The organism is Streptomyces sp. NPDC002206, from assembly GCF_053593595.1.
On record NZ_JBSFCW010000004.1, the window covers coordinates 1 to 21,394 of the forward strand.

Sequence of the window (21,394 nt, forward strand, 5' to 3'; positions counted from 1 at the left end):
TGCCTGGGGCTACGGCGGTGCCTTCGCCCTCGCGGGCAGCATCGGGCTCGCCTCCGCGGTCCTGGCGGTGTTCCTGCGGGCGCCGGGCCGGCCGAGGGCCAAGCGCATCGAACCCAATCCGCATCCGATCAGCCGGGAGATCGCCTGATATGACAGCGGAACCTCATGTAACGGAGTCCGCACCGGCCACCACGGCGGGCGCGGGCTTCCGCGAGATCACGGACGCGCGGGGCGACGTCTGACGCGTCGGCTGGACCGACCGGCGGATCCTCGGCCGGCCCCGGGCTTGGTCACGCAGTTCGGGGTGCTGGTCAGGCACCGTACGCTCCTGGTGACGGCCATGGAGCGTACGGTGCCTGACGTCACCGGGCGGGCGTTTGCACTGTTCCCCGATGTCAGGAATTCGGGGTGAGCCGCGGACCGCCCCTCCGGTGCCGCCGATGGCCTTACTTGCGCAGCGCCGCCAAGTTGTCGTAGCCGATCCGCGCATGGTTCAGGGACTGCGCGGGGATGGTCGAACTCGGTGCGTTGTCCTGCTCGACCATCGGGTTGTGGTAGTTCTTCGCCCCGACGCGGCGGAAGAACGTGCGGTAATCGATGACCCCGGTACCGAAGGGGACCATGTCGTAGCCCTGGCCACTGTTGGTGTTGACGACGCCGTCCTTGGCGTGGAACAGCGGGTAGCGCTTGGTGTTGTCGCGGACCAGCGCCGCCGGGTCGAAGATGTTCTCCTGCTGCGATCCGTCGTGCGCCGTGTAGGTGTGGAACTTGTACTGGGCGACGTGCGCCCAGAAGATGTCCATCTCCAGCCATACGGATTTCGGGTCGGTGACCTGAAGGAAGTACTCGAGCTTGCGGGTACCGGAGCTGCGCGTGGGGCGGCCCTGTGCGTCCAGCGGACCGCCGTCGAGCAGGAAGCCGTAGGCCGCGTCGTGGTTGTGGGTGTACAGCTTGATGCCCGCACCCTGAGCGATCTGTCCCAACGTGTTCCACTTGTCGGCGGCCACGTCCCAGTCGGCACGGTAGGCACTGCCGGTGGGGTCGCCACCGGTGCCCATGTGTTCCATGCCGAGGATGTTCGCTATCTCGAGGTGACGCTTGAACTGGTCCAGGTCGCTCTGGTTCAGCGGCCAGGACGACGGGATGAAGCCGTGGTTGCCCTGGGCGCGCAGACCGTACTCGTCCAGCCACGAGCGCAGCAGCTTCGCGCCTTCCACCGATTCGAGGTTGTTTCCACCGGGTGCGTTGGCGTGCTGGCCGTACCCGGCGAACTCGACCTGCTTGTAGCCGTAGCGGGCCAGCTCCCCGAAGACCTCACGGAAGCCCGAGGGAAGGTCGGTGCTGAGCGGATCCCGGCCCGTGGCGTCGCGCACGGTGTACAGGATGATTCCTCGCTTGTCCGCCGGGACCAGAGCCAGGCCGACGCCCTGACCCTGGTCGGGGACGGGCTCGGCGAAGGCCGGCGACGCGCCGAAGGCGGGTGCGGCAATGGCCGCTGCCGCAGCGGCCGTGCAGGTGCTCAGAAAGCGGCGGCGGCTGACGCCGAGGCTGCGGCGCAGGGCGCCGTCCGTTCCGGATTCGTCGTTGTACGCGGTCACGGTCTCTCTCTTTCTCGAAGATGCTCGAAACGCTGTGCACGGACCGATCTCATGCGAGGCCGGCAAGCGTGAGGAGCAAGGACTTCACTTCGGTGGCCCGGACGGGTCCGGTGAACGCGTGGGGGGTGGAGCAGAGGATGAGCGGACCTTCTTCGTCGCTCATGGGGAGGCGGCCGTGGCTGCCGCGAATGGGTGACGGGTCGAGGGGCACGACCGCCATGCGGTAGCGCATGCCGAGTTTCTTGCGGGCCACGGCGGTGGCCGCCTTGATCCGCACGTACGGATCCTGGGGGTCCAGGAAGAGTTCGACCGGGTCGTAACCGGGTTTGCGGTGGATCTCGACGAGCTGCGCGAAGTCGGGGGCGCGCGCGTCGTCGAGCCAGTAGTAGTACGTGAACCAGGCATCCGGGTCGGCGACGGCGACAAGCTCGCCGGAGCGCGGGTGGTCGAGGCCGTGGGCTTTCTTGCCCTCGTCGTCGAGGAGCTGTTCGATGCCCTGGACGTCCTGGAGCGCTTCACGGGTCGCATCGAGATCCTCGGGACGTCGTACGTAGATGTGGGCGAGTTGGTGGTCGGCGACGGCGAAGGCACGGGAGGCCATCGGGTCCAGGTACTCCATGCCGTCCTGGGTGTGGACCTCCAGCAGGCCGGCGCGGCGCAGTGCCCGGTTGATGTCGACCGGGCGGTCGACACGGGTGATGCCGTACTCGGAGAGCGCGACGACGGTGCGCCCCTCGCGGCGGGCGTCGTCGAGCAGCGGGGCCACGGCCCGGTCGAGCTCGGCCGCCGCCCGGTACGCGCGGGGGTCGTCGGGCCCGTAGCGCTGCAGGTCGTAATCGAGGTGCGGGAGGTAGCACAGGGCCAGATCGGGGTGGCGGGTGTCCAGGATGTGCCGGGTCGCGTCGATGATCCACTGCGAGGAGACCAGGTCGGCGCCGGGGCCCCAGAAGTGGAAGAGGGGGAAGGTGCCGAGCTTCTCGGTGAGTTCGTCGTGGAGCGCGGGCGGCCGGGTGTAGCAGTCGGGTTCCTTGCGGCCGTCGGCGTAGTAGACGGGGCGCGGGGTGACAGTGATGTCGGTGTCGGCGCCCATGGCGTACCACCAGCAGATGTTGGCGACGGTGTAGCCGGGGTGGACACGGCGGGCGGCGTCCCAGAGCTTGTCGCCGGCGACGAGTCCGTTGTGCTGGCGCCAGAGGAGCACGTCACCGAGTTCGCGGAAGTACCAGCCGTTGGCGACGATGCCGTGCTCGGCGGGGGTGGTGCCGGTGAGGAAGGTCGACTGGGCGGCGCAGGTGACGGCGGGCAGCACGGTGCCGAGGGGGGCGTGGGTGCCCGACTGGCCCAGGGACTTGAGGTGCGGCATGTGGTCGAGGAGCCGGGGGGTGAGGCCGACGACGTCGAGGACGAGCAACGGGGTGGGAGTGGCGGTGGCGGAGAGAGGAGAGGACGTACCCGTTTCGGCTGCGGTCATGGGAGCTCCTTGAGGCCGAGGTCGACCAGGAGGTCGCGGGCGAGGGTGAGTTCGGCGGCGATGCCGTCGGCGAGCTGGGGGCGGGTACGCGGGCGCAGCTCGGCGGGGAGCGCCTGCCAGGTGTACGTCTCCACCTCCAGGTGACGGGTCAGCGGTCGGGCTCCGCCGACCAGGCGGGTCAGCGCGGCTCTGAGCACCGGGAGCGTGGAGGTGAGCGGTGGGGCGGGTGGTGCGTGCAGGGGTACGTGGAAGTGGGCGCGCCACGGAGTGCCGTCGGGCAGTGCCTGGCCGGTGACCGCCTCGTCGAGGTCGTCGGTGCCGCGCAGTCCGTGGGTGGTCCGGGTGCGGGTCTGGTGGAGGAAGCGGGGTTCGGCGAATGCGGCGAGCGCCGTACGCACCTCGGGCAGGTGCGGGTGCTCGGCGTGGAGTGCGGCGGAGAGCTGGGCCTTGGCCACCGGAATGCCGGCCGCGGCGAGCGCATCGAGGGCGGTGCCCGGGTCCTCGAAGGAGGTGGCGAGGTGGCAGGTGTCGATGCAGATGCCGATGCGCCGGTGTCCGACGGCGGTGAGCGGTGCGATCGCGTCGGCGGTGGTCTCGACCGTGCAGCCCGGTTCGGGTTCGAGGCCGATCCGGATGGACTTGCCGGTCAGCTCGGCCAGGACGTCGAGACGTTCGGCGAGGGTGGTGAGGGCGGTGTGCGCCGTGCCGGCGGCTTGCGGGTCGCCGGTGTACGGGGTGCGCCAGGCGATCGGGAGGGTGGAGATGGTGCCTTCGGTGACGTCGTCGGGAAGGAGCGTGACCAGGAGCCGGGCGAGATCGGTGGTGTGGGCGAGCCGTTCGGGGTCCGTCCAGTCCGGCTTGTACACCCGGTACTTGACCTCTTCGGCGCCGAAGCCTTCGTAAGGGAAACCGTTCAGGGTGACGACTTCGAGGCCGCGGCGGTCGAGTTCGACGCGCAGTGAGCGCAGCTGGGCCGGGTCGTTGATGAGGGTGCGCGCGGCGTCCTTGGCAAGCCAGAGGCCGATGCCGAGGCGGTCGCGGCCGAGGCGTTTGCGGACCGGTTCGCAGTGGTCGCGCAGCTGGGCGCGGACCCCGTCCAGGGTCTCGGCGGGGTGGACGTTGGTGCAGTAGGCGAGATGGACGGTGGATCCGTCGGGGTGGCGGAAGCGCATCGGGTCACTCCCCGCCACGAAGGATGGAGTTCCCCTCGTGCAGCTGATCGGGGGTGGTGAGGTCGAGCTGGAGGCGGCCGCTCTGGCCGTAGAAGGCGACGGGATTGCGCCAGAGCACCTGATCGACGTCGTCGTCGCTGAACCCGGCGGCGAGCATGGCATCGCCGACCTTGCGGGTCTTGAGGGGGTCGCTCCTCCCCCAGTCGGCGGCCGAGTTGACCAGAATCTTCTCCGTACCGTGGATCTTGAGGATCGCGATCATGCGGTCCTCGTCCATCTTGGTGTCGGGGTAGATGGAGAAGCCGGCCCAGCAGCCGCTGTCAACGGCGTCCTTCACGGTCGTCTCGTTGAGGTGATCGAGCAGGACCCGCTCCGGAGGGAGGTGGGACTCCCGGACGACGTCGATGGTGCGGTGCAGGCCGGCGAGCTTGTCGCGGTGCGGGGTGTGGACGAGGGCGGGCAGCCCGTGATCGGCGGCGAGCTGGAGCTGGGCGGCGAGGGCGGTGTCCTCGGCCGGGGTCATGGAGTCGTAGCCGATCTCTCCGACGGCGACGACGGAGTCCTTGACGAGGTAGCGGGGCAGGGCGTCCAGGACGGGGGTGCAGCGGGGGTCGTTCGCCTCTTTGGGGTTGAGGGCGAGCGTGCAGTGGTGGGCGATGCCGTACTGAGCGGCTCGGAAGGGCTCCCAGCCGAGCAGGGCGTCGAAGTAGTCGAAGAAGCTGGCGGGTGAGGTGCGGGGCTGGCCGAGCCAGAAGGAGGGTTCGACGAGGGCGCGGACACCCGCGTCGTACATCGCCTGATAGTCGTCCGTGGTGCGGGATGTCATATGGATGTGCGGGTCGAAGATGCGCATCAGGACTCCTCCGTGGGGGGATGGGGCCGCCCCTGCTCGGGGAAGGGTGCGGGGGCCGTGAGGGCGAGGACGCGGCTCAGGTCGTGCGGGACGCTACGGCCGGCCGCGGTGCGTTCGGCGGCGAAGTCGCCGAGCATGCGGGCGAGTTCCGCGTCGCCGCGGGCGCGCCGTGCCAGTCCGTCGACGGCGTCGACGGGGACGCCGGTGAAGAGGCACTTGAGGATGGCGTGCCGCCATTGGTGCGCGTCGAGATGGATGGCGGCGTACGGGCCGACTGCGGCGGCGACCAACCGGGTGTCGTTGGTGCGCAGGGCGTCCTCGACAAGCGGAAGGGCGGTGGGGCCCAGGTCCAGCCGGTGCAGGGTGAGGAGGACGGCGCGCCGTTCGGCGGCGGTGCCCTGTTCGTAGAGTCTGGTCACGGCGGGCAGGTCGGCGCGGGCTTCGAGGAGCAGCAGGGCGCGTACGGAGTCGGCGTGCTCGAGTCCGCAGTGCCGGCCGGCGGCGGCGAACCGCAGCTCCCAAGGGGGGACGGCGTAGGGGCTGCCGGGTGCGGTGTCCTCGGTGTCCTCGTGGAAGGCGGTGTGCGCGGCTTCGGCGAGGGCCTCGTCGAGCCAGGCGCGTGCGGCGCCGCCGAGCTGTGCGTCGAGTTGCTTGCGGGTCATCGGCACGGTGTTGCTCCCTTCGAGGACTTCGACGGGATGAGGTCGCGCAGGAACTCGATGGAGGTGCCGGCCAGTTCGGGGCCCGCGTGGGAGTGGCGGGGCAGTTCGACGACGGTGAGGCCGCGATATCCGGTGTCGCCGAGGGCGTCGAGCGCGTCGAGTACGGGCGGGAAGTCGATCTCGCCGTCGCCGAACGGGAGGTGCTCATGGACGCCCCGGCGCATGTCCTCGATCTGGACGTGCCGCAGCCAGGGGGCGGCGGCACGGACACAGTCGACGGGCGCGGCCGGTTCGAGGCACTGGCAGTGCCCGATGTCGAGGGTGAGCCCGAGAGGTTCGGGGTCGCCGCTGAGGACGCGGAGGTGGTGGAAGTCCGAGAGAGTGGCGAGGAGATGGCCGGGCTCGGGCTCGATGGCGAGCGGGACGCCGGTACGGGCGGCGGCGTCGAGCACCGGGGCGAGGGCGTCGGTCAGCCGCTGCCAGGCCGTGTCCGGTGGAGTCTCGGGTGGGGTGACGCCGCTGAAGCAGTGCACGGCGTGGGCGCCCAGGTCGGCGGCGACATCGACGGCCCGCAGCAGCAGCCGGGTGCGGGCTGCACGGGCCTCCGGGTCCGGGTCGAGGAGGGACGGGCCGTGCTTGCGGCGCGGGTCGAGGACATAGCGGGCCCCCGTCTCGATGGTCACGCCGAGCCCCAACCGGCCGAGGCTGTCCGCTACGTGCCGGGTGCGGGCGGCGAGATCCGGGGCGAAGGGGTCGAGGTGCATGTGGTCGAGGGTGAGACCGACGCCGTCGTAGCCGAGGTCGGCGAGGAGTCCCAGGGCGTCGTCCAGGCGCAGGTCGGTGAGCCCGTTGGTGCCGTAGCCGAGGCGGATCGTCATGTGAGGCTCACCTTCCGGGCGAGTGTGCGGGCAAGGGGGACGAGCCCCATGACGGCGAGCCCGGTGCCGGCCGCTCCGGCGCGGGCGGCGAGCACGGCCTGGAGCGGGATCATCGCCCGGATGCCGCTGCCGACGGCGCGCTGGGTGAGGGGCGGGGACGGGTTGAGGGTGGCGTGGAGGAGGGGCTTGGCGGCGGTACGGAGGTAGGCGGTGGTGAGTGCGGTGAGGAGGAGGCGGGGGGCGGTTGATCCGGGTCGGGTCCGGTGGTGGTCACCGGGCCCGCCCTTTCCCGGAACCGGGGGCAGGTCCCGGGACCCACGCTGCTCGCGCATCGCGGCGGCGCCGAGCGCGACGATCGCCGCGAGTGCGCCGAGGGGCGCGACGGTGGAACCGCCCTGCGCCTCGTGGCGGGAGACGGCGGTGACGGCGTAGGTGTGCGCCCCGAGCAGGGCGGCGGCAGGTACGGCGGCACGGACGTCGAGGTGGGTGGTGCGAGCGGGGCCCATGGACTGGGCAGGGACCGCGGCGCGGGCACGGCCCAGGGCGCGGGCGCCGCGCAGGATGCGGGCGGTGCGCGTGGGAGGGACGGTGCCGGCGCTGCGGGCGGCGTACGACGTGCCGGTCGCGCCCACCGGGCGCTTGACGCCCACGTACCCCGCACCCGTCCCCGCCGTCGCCGTCGCACCCAGCAGCAGGTCCAGTGCGCGTGCTCCCGCCATCGCCGCCGGACCGGCCTGGGTGTGCTTCAGATGGAGGTCGTAGGCCCAGACCGTTGCCGCCAGGCCGGTGGCCACGGTCAGGGCCGGGCGGCCCGCGCGGGCGGCCAGGGTCAGGCCGGCGGCCGTCAGGGCGCCGGCTGCCGCGAGGGCCGCGCCGGGGGTGATCCGGCCCGAGGGGATCGGGCGGTGCGGGCGGTCGATGGCGTCCTCGTCCCGGTCGGCCCAGTCGTTGAGGGCCATTCCCGCCTCGTACAGGCAGAGGGAGGCGCCGACCGCCAGCGCGGTGCCTCGGTCGGGCCGGCGGCCGAGGGCCGCCGCCCCGGCGAGCGCGTCCCCGGGGACGGTGAACAGCGCCGAGACCCTGAGCAGTTCGGCCCAGGCCCGTACTGCGGCTTTCACTTCTGCCCCCGCAGTCGTTCGGCGAAGGCCAGGAGCTGCAGGTACTGCTCGGAGAGTGCGGCGGGGCCGCCGTCCGGGTCCTTGAAGTAGAAGCCGAGTTCGGGCCGCGGACCCGTCAGACCCGCTTCGTGGGCGCGGGCCAGCAGTCGCGCCAGGTCCAGTACCAGCGGGGCCGCCAGCGCCGAGTCGCAGCCCTGCCAGGTCGTCTGGAGGACCATGCGCGCCCCGAGGAAGCCGTCGAACGCGATGTGGTCCCAGGCCGTCTTCCAGTCGCCGAGGGCCGGCACGTCGTCGATGTGGACCTCGCCCTCGGGCGTGGTGCCCAGTGTGTCGGCGAGAACGCGTTCCTTGCCCGCGTTCTTGGCCGCCGCCGCGCCCGGGTCGGCCAGCGCCGCCCCGTCCCCGCCGCCCAGCAGATTCGTGCCGGACCAGGCCCGTACGGGCAGGGCGCGTTGCACGAACATCGGGGCGAGTACGGAGCGGAGCAGCGTCTGGCCCGTCTTGCCGTCGCGGCCTGCGTGAGGAAGTCCGCAGTCCGCGACGGCGTCCTGGAGCGCGGGGGTGCGCAGCCCGGTGGAGGGGGTGAAGTTGATGTAGGGGCAGCCGGCCCGGAGCGCCGCGGCGGCGTAGAGCGAGCTGGCGGGCAGCCTGCGCTCTCCGGGTGCCGGGACCGGCTCCGTCGAGGCAACGTTGACCACGACGGTGCGGGCGAGTTCGTTGCGGCGGCCGAAGTCGGTGAGGTCGGCGGCGAACGCCGCGATGAGTTCCTCGTCCGTACGGGTGTCGCCGGGCAGCGGCCCGCCGGGGCGTATCTCCGCGTCGGCGGCGGCGAGTTCGGAGCGTACCGCCGAGGGCAGCCCGTGCGGCAGCACTCCCCCGGCGGCCAGTGCCTCGGCCCGTTTGGGCAGCGGACAGCCGACGGTGTCGTGTCCGCCGAAGACCAGGGAGTTCAGTGCCGGCAGCCCGCTGTCGGCGAAGGGCGCGGTCTCGGTGACCATACCCGCCGCCGGGTGGAGCCCCGCCGTGACGGCTGCGCAGCCCGCCGTGGCGGTGGTGGCGACGGAGCCTCGTGCTCCGATGAACCAGACTCCGGTACGAACGGCATGTGCTGACACGGGCTGCCTCCCTGGCTGGGGATCCTGGCTGGGCAGTGCGAAGAGAGCGGTGCTGATCAGATCGGGGCGGGTCGGGAAGTGGTGGTGACGGCGGGCGGGGTAGGGCCTTTGCCCCGCCCGCCGTCGGACTGCGGCTGTCGCCCTACGTGGCGGGCAGCTCCTTCAACTGAATGTTGCGGAAGGACACCTGGTCGTCGGCTCCGTGGTTCTGGAGGCCGATGTAGCCGTCCTTCAGGCTGCGTACGGGATCGGTGTTGGTGAAGTCGTTGATCTTGACCCCGTTCAGGAAGACCTGGAGCCGTTCACCCTGGACCTTGATCTCGTAGGTGTTCCACTGGCCGGGCGGCCGCAGGACCTGGTCGCGGGCCTTGATGTTCGCCGCCTTGAAGGTGTAGATGGAGCCCGTGGTGCGGTCGGGGACGTCGGTGGCGTCGATCTGGACCTCGTAGCCGTTGTTCACCGCGGACCAGGGGTCGCCGGACTCCGGGAATCCGACGAAGACACCGGAGTTGTCGTCACCCTCCAGCTTCCAGTCGAGCTTCAGCGAGTACGACCCGAGCTCCTTGGCCTGGTAGGTGAGGAGGCCCAGGCCGCCCTCGGAGCGGAGTTCACCGTCGACGACGTTGAACTTCCCGGGGCCGGCCTGCTTCCAGCCTTCGAGCGTCTTGCCGTTGAAGATCGACCGGTAGCCGGTGTCCGGCTTGCAGTCGGCATTCACCTGTCCGGCCGCGTAGCGGACTCCGCCGAGGAGGAGCTGACGGAAGGCAGGTTCGGCGTACGACGCCTTGGTGTGGCCGAGGCCGGTGTAGAAGGACCGGCCGCCCTGGTAGGTCTGGCACCAGGTGATCGGGTGATCGCCCTTCATGGTGCCGCCGGTGTAGGTCGTCTCGTCGAGTGTGGCGAGGACCTTCACCTTGTCCCGCGGGTTGGTGCGGTAGTTGTACAGCTCGTCGGTGTGGTCCCAGGCATCGCCGAGGTGGGCGGTGGCCGGGTTCTTGTGGTCCTCGACGCGGACGGTGACGGGCTGGATCGCGGGGTGCCCGGCGAAGTACGCGCCGACGAGCCCGCCGTAGAACGACCAGTCGTACTCGGTGTCCGCGGCGGCGTGGACGCCCATGTAGCCGCCGCCGGTGGCGATGTAGTTCTCGAACGCCTTCTGCTGGTCGGCGTTGAGGACGTCACCGGTAGTGGAGAGGAAGACCACGGCGTCGTAGCGGGCCAGGTTGCTGGTGGTGAACTGGCCGGCCTCCTCGGTGGAGTCGACGGTGATGTTGCTGCTCGCGCCGAGCTCCTTCAGTGCCGCGATGCCCTCGGGGATCGCGTCGTGACGGAAGCCGGCCGTCTTCGAGAAGACCAGGACCCGCTTGGCGGTCCGGTCGGGGGCGCTGTTGGAGAGCTCGAAGTCGTCGACGTCGTAGAGCGCTCCGTCGCCGCCCTTGAAGACCAGGAAGAGTTCGGTGGCCTTCTCCGGGACGCCGCGCAGCGGTACGTCGATGTCCTGGAAGTTCTCCCAGCCGCCGGTCACCGGCACCGGTGAGGAGCCGAGGATCTTGCCGGTCGGGGAACCGGACCGGACTTCGAGGAAGCCGCCCGCGCCGCCGGACGAGATCCGGGCGGTGAGCTTGGTGGAGTCTCCGAGGATGTACGGCTTGAAGGCGATCCAGTCGCCGTTGTTGATGTCGCCGACCGTCTTGCCGCCGTGCGCAGCCGCCTTGTCGTACAGCTGGATGCCGGACGACTCGGTGAAGTGCTCGGCCTGGCGGTGGCGGGGCTGAAGCTGCGACTGGTCGTGGCCGGAGAGTGCGGCCTGGCCGCCGCCCCCGCCGTCGGTGTACGAGGCGTCGATGACTCCGAAGATGTTGGCGTTCGGGTCGTGTCCGCCGTCGATCTGGGTGCTGATGGTGCCGGTGCAGCCGTTGGTCGTGGTGATCGGGTGGCCGTGGCTGTCATGGCCGAGCACGAAGCGGACCTCGACCTTCGAGCAGTCGATCGTGCCGTCCTCGGGGTCGGTGACGGTCACCTTGAACGGGACCTTGTCCCCGAAGCTGAACAGCTGCCCGTCACCCGGGAGTTCCAGGTTCACCTTGGGTGCGGTGTTGCCGACGGTCACATGGACGCTCGCCGATCCGGTGCGTCCGGTGGGGTCCTTGGCGGTGACGGTCGCGGTGTAGGTGCCGTTCTTCTTGTACGTGTACGTGGGGTTCGCGGCGGTCGACGTGCCGCCGTCGCCGAAGTTCCAGGCGTAGGTGAGCGCGTCGTTGTCGGAGTCCGTGGTGCCCGCGGAGGAGAACTGCACCTTCAGCGGCGCGGTGCCGGACGTCTTGTTGGAGGAGGCTTCGGCGACCGGTGAGTGGCCGCCGGTGGCGTTCTCGATGCGGTAGAGCGCGGAGTGCTCGTCGCCGCCGAACCAGGAGACCCCGTAGTCCAGGACATACAGCGCGCCGTCCGGGCCGAAGGCCATGTCCATCACCTGGGTCCCGGACCACGGGATGTCGTTGATGGACTGGACGTTGCCGTCGCCGTCCTGCTCGATGCGCTTGATCCACTGCCGGCCGAACTCACCGGCGAAGAAGTCCCCGTCGTACGCCTCGGGGAACTTCACGGGCGAGTCGAGGTTGGCGTCGTAGTGGTAGACGGGGCCGCCCATCGGCGACTCGGAGCCGGTGCCGAACTCGGGCACGGATCCGCCGTCGTACGGGATCCAGGCGGGCTGCGCCGGGGGCAGGTCGACCAGGCCGGTGTTGTGCGGCGAGGTGTTCTTCGGTGCGGCGCAGTCGAAGGTCGCGCCGGACGTCTTCGTCGCGAAGTCGTAGTCGACGAAGGGGTCGTTCTTCCCGGTGCAGAACGGCCAGCCGAAGTTGCCCGCCTTGGTCACCCGGGCGAACTCGACCTGTCCGCCCGGTCCGCGCTTCGGGTCGGCCGCGCCCGCGTCCGGACCGTAGTCACCGACGTACGCAATGCCGGTGGCCTTGTCGACGCTGAAGCGGAACGGGTTGCGGAAGCCCATCGCGTAGATCTCGGGGCGGGTCTTGTCCGTGCCCGGCGCGAAGAGGTTGCCCTCGGGGATGGTGTACGAGCCGTCGTCGGCGACCTTGATCCGGAGGAGCTTGCCGCGCAGGTCGTTGGTGTTGCCCGAGGTGCGCCGGGCGTCGAACGCCGGGTTGCGGTCGGGGCGTTCGTCGATCGGCGTGTAGCCGTCGGAGGCGAAGGGGTTGGAGTCGTCACCGGTCGACAGGTACAGGTTGCCCTGTGCGTCGAAGTCGATGTCGCCGCCGACGTGGCAGCAGATGCCGCGCGACGTCTTGACGTCGAGGACCTTCTTCTCGCTGCTCAGGTCGAGGGTGCCGTCCTCCTTGAGGACGAAGCGGGAGAGCCGGTTGACGCCGTCGAACTTGGCGAAGTCGGCGGCGGTGCCGGTCTCCGGGGCGTCGCCGGACGGGGTGTCCAGCGGCGGCGCGTAATAGAGGTAGATCGCCCGGTTCTTGTCGAAGTCCGGGTCGATGCCGACGCCCTGGAGGCCTTCCTCGTCGTGCGAGTAGACCGGGAGCACGCCGGAGACCTTGGTGTTGCCGGCGCTGTCGGTGATCCGCAGCTCGCCGCTGCGCGAGGTGTGCAGGACGCTGCGGTCCGGGAGCACGGCCAGCGACATGGGTTCGCCGGTTTCGGCGGCGCCCTTGGCGAGGGTGACCTGCTGGAAGTCCTCGCCCGCGGCCGCCGCGGCGTCGGTGGCTGCCGGCGAGGCCGGGCCCGACGCGGAGGCGCCGGGGGCGCCCAGGGCGAGGGTGGCTGCGGTGAGCAGGCCGCCGGTGAGCAGGGCGAGGGACTTGCGGAGTCGGGGCCGGATTCTGGTTCTGCTTCTGTGCACGAGTGTCCTCCGGAGAGTGCCGGTTGTACGGGCGGGTGGAGCCGAGCCGTTCCGCGCGGGGACTGCCGCGCAGGTCACCTGGGGCCTGGTGGGGCACCAGCGACGCCAGTCATTTCGTGTACACCACAGGGACGGTAGACCTGTTCGTCCGGGGCGGAAAGCCCTTGCGCAGCAGTTGAGTTAAACTTTTTCCCGCTGCAGGACAAAGAGGGATGAGGGCAGCCGGGACCGCCCCGACAGCGCGCCTGCTGCCGTCGGGCCTTTCCCCTGTCCGAACCGGGGCTGTGCCCCGGGCCCCGCGGACCTCAATCGCCGGGCGCGCTGAACAAGGTGCCCTCGAACGCCGGGCAGGCTTTGGTTTTGCCGCCCGAGCGGGCCGCCGGAGCCGAGTCCGAATATCCAGCCCTCCTGCGATCGAGGAGCGGAGATCCGGGGGCAGAGCCCCCGGGAACCGTCAGTCGCCGCCCCCGAATGCCGCGTCGAACGACGCCGCCGGCGGGTCGAAGTCGTACCGCTTCATCGTGGCAAGCGCTTCCGGCGCACCCACCAGCCGGTCCATCCCGGCGTCCTCCCACTCCACCGAGATCGGCCCCTCGTAGCCGATCGACCGGAGCATCCGGAACACGTCCTCCCACGGCACATCACCGTGCCCGCCGGAGACGAAGTCCCAGCCGCGCCGTGGGTCGCCCCACGGAAGGTGCGAGCCGAGGCGGCCGTTGCGTCCGTCGAGGCGTTTGCGCGCCTCCTTGCAGTCCACGTGGTAGATCCGGTCCCGGAAGTCGTAGAGGAAGCCGACCGGATCGAGGTCCTGCCAGACGAAGTGGCTCGGGTCGAAGTTCAGCCCGAACGCGGCCCGGTGGTCGACAGCCTCCAGGGCGCGGTGCGTGGTCCAGTAGTCGTACGCGATCTCGCTGGGGTGCACCTCATGGGCGAACCGCACGCCCTCCGCGTCGAACACGTCGAGGATCGGGTTCCAGCGTTCGGCGAAGTCCTCGTACCCCCGCTCGATCATCCGCGGTGGCACCGGCGGGAACATCGCCACCAGGTGCCAGATCGACGAGCCGGTGAAGCCGATGACGGTGCGGACCCCGAAGGCCGCGGCCGCGCGGGCGGTGTTCTTGATCTCCTCGGCGGCCCTGCGCCGTACCCCTTCGGGCTCACCGTCGCCCCAGATCCTGGCGGGCAGAATGCCCTGGTGCCGTTCGTCGATCGGGTTGTCGCAGACGGCCTGGCCGACGAGGTGGTTGGAGATCGCCCAGCACTTCAGCCCGTACTTGTCGAGCAGCTGGTGCCGCCCGGCCAGGTAGCCGGGGTCGTTGAGGGCCTTGTCGACCTCGAAGTGATCGCCCCAGCAGGCGAGTTCGAGCCCGTCGTAGCCGAAGTCACGGGCGAGTCGGCAGACCTCCTCCAGCGGCAGGTCGGCCCACTGGCCGGTGAAGAGAGTGAAGGGACGGGGCATGCGCGGAACCTCCTAGAGCTGTACGGGGGTGTGGACGGAGTTCTTCTCGGCGCTCTCCTCCACGGCCGCGAGCACCCGCTGCACCTGGAGCCCGTCGGCGAACGACGGCACCGGGTCCGTCCCTTCGGCGATCGTCCGGACGAGGTCGCGGGCCTGGTGGATGAAGGTGTGCTCGTAGCCGAGGGCGTGGCCCGGCGGCCACCATGCCTCCAGGTACGGGTGTTCGGGCTCGGTGACGAGGATGCGCCGGAACCCCGCCGTGACGGTCGGTTCGATGTGATCGTGGAAGGACAGTTCGTTGAGCCGCTCCAGATCGAAGGCGAGCGAGCCGCGCTCCCCGTTGAGCTCCAGCCGCAGCGCGTTCTTACGGCCCGCCGCCATCCGGGTCGCCTCGAACGACGCCAGCGCTCCGGAGGCGAGCCTGCCGGTGAACACGGCCGCGTCGTCGACGGTGACCGCCCCTCGGGCCTCGCTGCTCGCGACGCCCGAGAGCCCCCCCGACGCTCCGGCGAGCAGGGGGCGCTCCCGTACGAACGTCTCGGACACCGCCGACACCCCCACCAGCAGCTCCCCCGCCAGATACTGGGCGAGGTCGATGATGTGCGCCCCCAGGTCGCCGAGCGCACCGGATCCGGCGTGTTCGCGCTCGAGTCGCCAGGTGAGGGGCGACTCGGGGTCGACCAGCCAGTCCTGGAGGTAGGTGGCCCGTACGTGCCGCAGGGCGCCGAGCCTGCCGTCGGCGATCAGCTTCCGTGCGTACGCGATCGCCGGCACCTTGCGGTAGTTGAAGCCGACCATCGCCACCTGGCCGCGGGCCCTGGCCCGTTCCGCGGCCTCGGTCATGGCCTCCGCCTCGGCGACCGTGTTGGCGAGCGGCTTCTCGCACAGCACGTGTTTGCCGGCCTCCAGGGCGGCGATGGCGATCTCCGCATGGCTGTCGCCGGGGGTGCAGATGTCGACGAGCTGGACGTCGTCCCGGGCGATCATGGCGCGCCAGTCGGTCTCCGCCGCCGCCCAGCCGTGCCGTTCGGCGGCGGCGGCGACCGCCGTACGGTCGCGTCCGCAGATCGCGGCGAGAGCCGGCCTCATCGGCAGGTCGAAGACGTGTCCCGCGGTGCGCCACCCCTGGGAGTGGGCGGCACCCATGAACGCGTATCCGACCATGCCGACCCCGAGCGTCGCCGCCGGCTCTGTCGACGGCGGCGCTTCGGCTTCCTGCTCCGTCTCTTCCCTACGGGCCATACGGGCTTCCTCCTCGTCGGTCGTTCGGTGGGGGCGACAGGAGGGTCAGCACCCTCCTGGACTGCGGATCAGCTGAAGCCCGTCGGCAGGTACTGGTCGATGTTGTCCTTGGTGACCACGGCGGAGTAGAGCGTGAGGCTGGTCGGGATCTCCAGTTCGGAGAGGCCGCCGATGCCCTTGCCCTGGCCGAGTGCGCGCGCCAGGTCGATGGCGGACGCGGCCATCGTCGGCGGGTAGAGGACGGTGGCCTTCAGGACGCTGTTGTCGGCCTTGATGGCGTCCATGGCGGACTTGGCGCCCGCGCCGCCGACCATCAGGAACTCGTCCCGGCCGGCCTGCTGGATGGCACGCAGCGCGCCGACACCCTGGTCGTCGTCGTGGTTCCACAGGGCGTCGAACTTCTTCTGCGCCTGAAGGAGTTGGGCCATCTTCGCCTGGCCGGACTCGACGGTGAACTCGGCGGCCTGCCGGGCGACCAGCTTGACGTTGGGGTAGTTCTTGAGCGCGTCGGCGAAGCCCTGGCTGCGCTGCTTGGTGAGCTCCAGGTTGTCGATGCCCGCGAGCTCGACGACCTTGGCGTTCGGCTTGTCCTTGAGCTGTTCGCCGATGTACGTACCGGCGTTGAGGCCCATGCCGTAGTTGTCGCCGCCGACCCAGCAGCGGTAGGCCTGCGGTGAGGCGAAGATGCGGTCCAGATTGATGACGGGGATGCCCGCCTTCATCGCTTCCAGGCCGACCTGGGTGAGCGCCTTGCCGTCGGCGGGGAGGATGACGAGGACGTCGACCTTCTTGTTGATGAGGGTCTTGACCTGGCCGATCTGGGCGGCGGTGTCGTTGGAGCCCTCGGTGATCTCCAGGGTCACCTCGGAGTACTTCTCCGCTTGTGACTTGGCGTTCTCATTGATGGCGTTGAGCCACCCGTGGTCGGCCTGCGGACCGGCGAAGCCGATGGTGACGGGCTTGCCGGGCTTGTTGTCGGCGGCCGGCTGATTGCTCTGCGCGGTCTGCGACTTCTTGGGCTCGTTGCTGGTGCAGGCGGTGAGGAGGGCGCCCGCGGAGACGGCTGCGGTGCCGAAGAGCAGTCCTCTGCGGCTGGTTTCTGGCATGGCTGTGGAACCCTTCATCCGGTGCGTGGGTGGCATGCGGAACTGTGGGTGGGGCGGGATGGGGTGAGGTGGGACGGGGGTGGGGAGAGCCCGGGGCTCAGGTCTCCCCGTGGGCCGAGGTTCGGCGCTGGACCAGGACGGCGGCGACGATGATCGCGCCCTTGGCGATCTGCTGGACATCGCTCTGCAGATTGTTGAGAGCGAAGATATTGGTGATGGTGGTGAAGACGAGGACGCCGAGGACGGATCCGACGATCGTGCCGCGTCCGCCGCTGAGCAGGGTGCCGCCGATGATCGCGGCGGCGATGGCGTCGAGCTCGTACAGGTTGCCGTTGGTGTTCTGTCCCGAGCCGGACAGGATGATCAGCATGAAGGCGGCGATGCCGCAGCACAGCCCGGAGAGCAGATACAGATAGAGCCGCTGGCGCCGTACGTCGATCCCGGCGAGCCGGGCCGCTTCCGCGTTGCCGCCGACCGCGACGGTACGGCGTCCGAAGGTCGTCCGGTTCAGCACCAGCCAGCCGATGACGGTGACCGCGGCGAACGCCATCACCAGGGGCGGTATGCCGAGGACGTACGAGTCGGGCAGGCCCAGGTCGAGAACCGACTGGACGGTGACGATCTGCGTCTTGCCGTCGGTGAGCAGCAGGGCGAGGCCGCGGGCCGAGGCGAGCATGGCCAGCGTCGCAATGAACGGCACAATCCTCCCGTACGCGATCAGCAGCCCGTTGACGAGTCCGGCGCCGAGTCCGACGAGCACGGCGGTGAAGAGGATGCCTGCGAAGCCGTACTCCTGGGTGGCGAGCGTGGTCGCCCAGACCGAGGCGAGCGCGACCATGGCACCGACTGACAGATCGATCCCGCCGCTGGTGATGACGAACGTCATGCCGACGGTGACCACGCCGATGACGGACGACTGGGTCAGGATCAGCTGCAGGTTCCCGGTGTCCAGGAAGGCGTCGGGCTCGGTGAAACCGCCGACGGCGATCAGTACGGCGAGGACGCCGAGCAGCGACAGGTTACGGAAGTCCGCGCGCACCCCGAGAGCGCGCAGTCCGCCGCCCTTCGAGGGCGGCACCGAGGCCGGGGCGGGTGGGACCGCCTTGTCCGGCCCACCGTGCTGCGCCGAGGAGACGGGCTGTGTCATGACGTCGGGCTCCCTTCCATCACGAGGTCGAGTACACGGTGCTCGTCGAGCTCCCGGGCGTCCGCCGTATGCACGACGCGGCCCTCTCGGAGCACCAGCACCCGGTCGGCGAGGCCCAGCACTTCGGGCACTTCGCTGGAGACCAGCAGGACGGCGAGGCCTTCGTCGGCCAGCCGGCGGATCACGGCGTAGAGCTCGGCGCGGGCGCCGACGTCGACACCGCGGGTCGGTTCGTCTAGCAGCAGCACCCGGCAGCCGCGCAGCAGCCAGCGGGCCAGGACGGCCTTCTGCTGGTTGCCGCCGGAGAGGGTACGGACGGGGGTGTCCGGGTTGTCGGGGCGCAGCGACAGTTCACGGGTGGCGGTGCGGGCCGCCCGGCGCTCGGCCCCCCGGTCCAGCCAACCTGCCCTGGAGAAGCGGGACATGGAGGAGACGGAGACATTGCGGGTGACGGATTCGAGCATCAACAGGGCCTGCGCCTTGCGTTCCTCGGGGGCGAGCCCGATGCCCGCGGCGACGGCGGCGCGGACGCTGCCGGGGCGCAGCGGCCGCCCGCCCACCAGGACCCGGCCCGCGCTCGGCCTGCGGGCGCCGTAGATCGTCTCCAGGATCTCGGAGCGCCCGGAGCCGACCAGGCCGGCGAGGCCGACGATCTCGCCGGGCCGCAGTGCGAGGTCGAGCGGCGCGAACTCCCCTTCCCTGGCGAGTCCTTCGACGGTGAGTACGGGTTCCTTCCGGGCGACCTCGGTGACCTCCGCGGACGTCCCGGGGCGCTGCGGGAAGACGTACTCGACGTTGCGGCCGGTCATCATGGCAACGATGTCCCGTGTCGGGGTGGACTTGGCGGGCAGACCGACCGCAACGGCCCGCCCGTCCTTCAGCACGGTCACCCGGTCGCCGATCCGGCGGATCTCCTCCAGCCGGTGGGAGATGTAGACGACGGCGACGCCGTCGGCGGTGAGTGAGGCGACGATACGGAAGAGGTTGTCGACCTCGTCGGGGTCCAGGGCAGCGGACGGCTCGTCCATCACGATGAGGCGTACGTCGTGGGAAAGCGCCCGTGCCATGGAGACGATCTGCTGCTGGGCCGCGGAGAGCGCGCCGACCCGGCGGGCGGGATCGATCTCGGGGTGGCCGAGGCGCTTCAGCAGTGCGGCGGCCGCCGTCCGGCCCTCGCGGGTGCGGACGATGAAGCGGGCGGTAGTGGGTTCATGGCCGAGGAAGATGTTCTCAGCGACCGACAGGCCCTCGACCAGGTCGAGTTCCTGGTAGATGGTGGCGATGCCGAGGCGCATGGCGGCGATCGGCGACTTCAGCGCGACGGGGGCGCCGCGCCAGGCGATCTCGCCGTCGTCCGGCTGGTGGGCTCCGGCGAGCACCTTGATGAGGGTGGACTTGCCGGCGCCGTTCTGCCCGAGCAGACAGTGGACCTCACCGGCCTGGACCTCCAGGTCCACGCCGTCGAGAGCGCGCACACCGGGGAACGACTTGGTGATGCCGGACATGGTGAGCAGGGGTGGTTCTGGTGCCATGACAAATCCCCTCGGCGAATGGGGTCTCCCCCCTGCTCGAGCGAAGCCGAGAGCTTGGGGAAGGGCCGGTGAGCGGGCAGGGCTGTACCAGGTGCGGGTGGTGCTCAGTTGGCGATGTATCGCTGGTGCCGTACTGCCGGCCGAGGATCAGGCCGGTGAGAACAGGTGGTCGCTGATGAGCCGGGCGGCGCCGATGACTCCGGCGGCCGGTCCCAACTCGCCCAGCACGATGGGCAGATTTCCGGTGGCCAGCGGCAGGGACTGCCGGTAGACCTGGGTCCGGACGCTGGCGAGGAGCGTGTGGCCGAGGCCGGTCACGCCGCCCCCGATCACCACCAGTCCGGGGTTGAAGAAGCTGACGAGTCCGGCGATGACCTGACCGACCCGGTTGCCGCCCTCGCGGATCAGGTCGAGCGAGGTCGCGTCACCGGCGGCCGCCGCGGCGCCCACATCGACGGCGGTGAGCCGGCCCGCCGCCTCCAGTCGGGCCGCGAGCTCCTGCGACTGTCCCGTGCGCGCCGCGTCCTCGGCGTCGCGGGCCAGCGCCGCGCCGCTGAAGTGGGCCTCCAGGCAGCCCCGGTTGCCGCAGGCGCAGGCGCGCCCGTCGGGTTCGACCTGGATATGGCCGATGTCGCCCGCGCTGCCCGTCGTACCGCGGTAGACGTCGCCGCCGACGACGATGCCGCAGCCGATGCCGGTACCGATCTTGACGCAGAGGAAGTCGCCCACGGAGCGCGCGACGCCTGCGTGCTGCTCCCCCATCGCCATCAGGTTCACATCGTTGTCGACCATGACGGGGCAGCCCAGTTCCTGGCTGAGCGCCTCGCGGACCGGGAAGCCGTCCCAGCCGGGCATGATCGGGGGTGCGACCGGTACGCCTTCGGGGAAGCGGACCGGTCCCGGTACTCCGATGCCCGCGCCGTCGAAGCCTTCCGCGAGCCCGGAGGCCCGGAGCTTGGCCGCCATGGACAGCACCTGCTCGAAGACGGCGACGGGTCCCTCACGTACGTCCATGGGGTGGTTGAGGTGACCCAGGACCTCCAGCTCCGCGTTGGTGACCGCCACATCGATCGATGTGGCACCGATGTCGACGCCGAGGAAGCGCAGTGCGGGAGCGAGCCGGATGTTGTGCGAGCGACGCCCGCCGCGGGAGGCGGCGAGTCCGTCGGCCACGACAAGTCCGGTCTCCAGCAGCCGGTCCACCTCGACGGCGAGCTTGGAGCGGGAGAGATCGATCTGATCCCCCAGCTGTGCACGTGAGTTGGGCCCGCCGTCGCGCAACAGCCGAAGCAGTCGCGCCTGATGCGCATTCGCGGGTCGTGCCGTCATACGTCTCACGCGTCCCTCCCCGCCACTTCGGCTCATCCGTCGGGCTTTCGAGTGGAACGTAGCAGCGGTTGCCGGGAGTGGGAAGAAGTTGCGCAGGAATCCGCTACAACTTTCTCCACACCCAGGACAAAGCCGTTCGATGGAGTGGTGGCTCCGCTGTCGGCGCGGGCGCCTTCGGGGCGTGCACCGTGATACGGCGGGGCGGGGAAGTCAGCGGCGCCGGAACGGGCCTTCCGGAGCCGCGCGCACCCTGACCGCACATCGAATTGACCGCACCTGTGCCGACTTCGCGACGGCTCCCGACCGGGCATGCCGGGTCGGCCTCACCATCTCGCGCCCGCGCCGGCGCCCACGTCGCCCTGAACTCCCGGCCGGGAATGGCGGCCGTGTTCAGTCGCGGGGCCAGGGACGGCCGTCGAGGCGTTCGATGTCGCGGTTGAGGCGCCCGAGGCAGTGCGCGAGCTGGGCCGCCTCCTCGGGTGTCCAGTCGGCCAGCACGTGGGCCAGGCCGTTCACGTTCTCGGCCCGGTCGCTGTCCAGGCGGCGCTTGCCTTCGGCGGTGATGGCGAATTTGCGGGCGATGCCGCCCTCGGGGTCGGGGATGCGCTCGACGACACCGGCTCGCAGCATGGCGGCGGTCTGGCGGTTGAGGGTGGAGGTGTCCAGACCGAAAGCGTCACTGAGCTGGCTGATGGACAGCGGGCCCTCGGCCTGGATGCGGCTGAGGAGGATGTAGGCGCTGCGGTCGAGCCGCCCGCTTCCCCGGTGGGTGAGCAGATGCATGTACCGACCGAGAAGCATGGTCTCGAACTCGATCTGGTCAAGGGGCATGTCCACGCAGGGTTTC

16 protein-coding genes and 1 pseudogene are annotated in these 21,394 nt (G+C 70.4%); 1 reads left to right on the plus strand and 16 read right to left on the minus strand.

Annotation, left to right across the window (positions count from 1 at the left end):
• Nucleotides 1-148 (plus strand): annotated as a pseudogene (locus tag ACWCP8_RS10450) (MFS transporter); the annotation flags it as partial.
• 298 nt (nt 149-446) lie between these two features.
• Here ACWCP8_RS10450 and ACWCP8_RS10455 read toward each other — a convergent pair.
• The 16 genes from ACWCP8_RS10455 to ACWCP8_RS10530 all read right to left on the minus strand — a co-directional run bounded on the left by ACWCP8_RS10455 (nt 447) and on the right by ACWCP8_RS10530 (nt 21,384).
• Nucleotides 447-1,598, minus strand: a complete 1,152-nt coding sequence (locus ACWCP8_RS10455) for a sugar phosphate isomerase/epimerase family protein (protein WP_451115359.1) — start codon at nt 1,596-1,598, stop codon at nt 447-449.
• 49 nt (nt 1,599-1,647) lie between these two features.
• A complete protein-coding gene (locus ACWCP8_RS10460; protein ID WP_352267230.1) occupies nt 1,648-3,069 on the minus strand; it encodes a nucleotide pyrophosphatase/phosphodiesterase family protein in 1,422 nt (473 codons plus the stop codon).
• Nucleotides 3,066-4,241, minus strand: coding sequence for a metabolite traffic protein EboE (gene eboE, locus ACWCP8_RS10465; RefSeq protein ID WP_356000615.1), 1,176 nt, complete (start codon nt 4,239-4,241; stop codon nt 3,066-3,068). Before eboE ends, ACWCP8_RS10460 begins: the two co-directional genes overlap by 4 nt.
• Before the next feature lie 4 nt (nt 4,242-4,245).
• A complete protein-coding gene (locus ACWCP8_RS10470) occupies nt 4,246-5,094 on the minus strand; it encodes a TatD family hydrolase (protein WP_352267232.1) in 849 nt (282 codons plus the stop codon).
• A complete protein-coding gene (locus ACWCP8_RS10475; RefSeq protein ID WP_451115743.1) occupies nt 5,094-5,756 on the minus strand; it encodes an EboA domain-containing protein in 663 nt (220 codons plus the stop codon). The genes ACWCP8_RS10470 and ACWCP8_RS10475 overlap by 1 nt, the downstream gene beginning before the upstream one ends.
• Nucleotides 5,753-6,634: a sugar phosphate isomerase/epimerase family protein gene (locus tag ACWCP8_RS10480; protein ID WP_352267234.1), complete on the minus strand. Its 882-nt coding sequence runs from the start codon at nt 6,632-6,634 to the stop codon at nt 5,753-5,755. Before ACWCP8_RS10480 ends, ACWCP8_RS10475 begins: the two co-directional genes overlap by 4 nt.
• Nucleotides 6,631-7,752, minus strand: coding sequence for an SCO3242 family prenyltransferase (locus tag ACWCP8_RS10485; protein ID WP_352267235.1), 1,122 nt, complete (start codon nt 7,750-7,752; stop codon nt 6,631-6,633). Before ACWCP8_RS10485 ends, ACWCP8_RS10480 begins: the two co-directional genes overlap by 4 nt.
• Nucleotides 7,749-8,867, minus strand: a complete 1,119-nt coding sequence (locus ACWCP8_RS10490) for an inositol-3-phosphate synthase (RefSeq protein WP_352267236.1) — start codon at nt 8,865-8,867, stop codon at nt 7,749-7,751. Before ACWCP8_RS10490 ends, ACWCP8_RS10485 begins: the two co-directional genes overlap by 4 nt.
• A 142-nt stretch (nt 8,868-9,009) precedes the next feature.
• On the minus strand, nt 9,010-12,732 hold the full coding sequence (locus ACWCP8_RS10495) for a ThuA domain-containing protein (RefSeq protein ID WP_451115363.1): 3,723 nt from the start codon (nt 12,730-12,732) through the stop codon (nt 9,010-9,012).
• 454 nt (nt 12,733-13,186) lie between these two features.
• On the minus strand, nt 13,187-14,191 hold the full coding sequence (locus tag ACWCP8_RS10500) for a sugar phosphate isomerase/epimerase family protein (RefSeq protein ID WP_328625418.1): 1,005 nt from the start codon (nt 14,189-14,191) through the stop codon (nt 13,187-13,189).
• 12 nt (nt 14,192-14,203) lie between these two features.
• Nucleotides 14,204-15,433 (minus strand): Gfo/Idh/MocA family protein, encoded by a 1,230-nt coding sequence (locus tag ACWCP8_RS10505; RefSeq protein ID WP_451115365.1) that lies wholly within the window; start codon nt 15,431-15,433, stop codon nt 14,204-14,206.
• Nucleotides 15,434-15,501: 68 nt separating this feature from the next.
• The gene (locus ACWCP8_RS10510; RefSeq protein ID WP_352267239.1) at nt 15,502-16,539 is read right to left on the minus strand and encodes a substrate-binding domain-containing protein; all 1,038 of its coding nucleotides are present in this window, start codon (nt 16,537-16,539) and stop codon (nt 15,502-15,504) included.
• Nucleotides 16,540-16,636: 97 nt separating this feature from the next.
• On the minus strand, nt 16,637-17,686 hold the full coding sequence (locus ACWCP8_RS10515) for an ABC transporter permease (RefSeq protein ID WP_451115368.1): 1,050 nt from the start codon (nt 17,684-17,686) through the stop codon (nt 16,637-16,639).
• Nucleotides 17,683-19,218 (minus strand): sugar ABC transporter ATP-binding protein, encoded by a 1,536-nt coding sequence (locus tag ACWCP8_RS10520; RefSeq protein ID WP_451115370.1) that lies wholly within the window; start codon nt 19,216-19,218, stop codon nt 17,683-17,685. Before ACWCP8_RS10520 ends, ACWCP8_RS10515 begins: the two co-directional genes overlap by 4 nt.
• A gap of 147 nt (nt 19,219-19,365) precedes the next feature.
• Nucleotides 19,366-20,547, minus strand: coding sequence for an ROK family transcriptional regulator (locus tag ACWCP8_RS10525; protein ID WP_352267243.1), 1,182 nt, complete (start codon nt 20,545-20,547; stop codon nt 19,366-19,368).
• Between the two features lie 390 nt (nt 20,548-20,937).
• Complete coding sequence (locus tag ACWCP8_RS10530; protein ID WP_356000635.1) at nt 20,938-21,384, minus strand: MarR family winged helix-turn-helix transcriptional regulator; 447 nt, start codon at nt 21,382-21,384, stop codon at nt 20,938-20,940.
• Nucleotides 21,385-21,394: the final 10 nt, after the last annotated feature.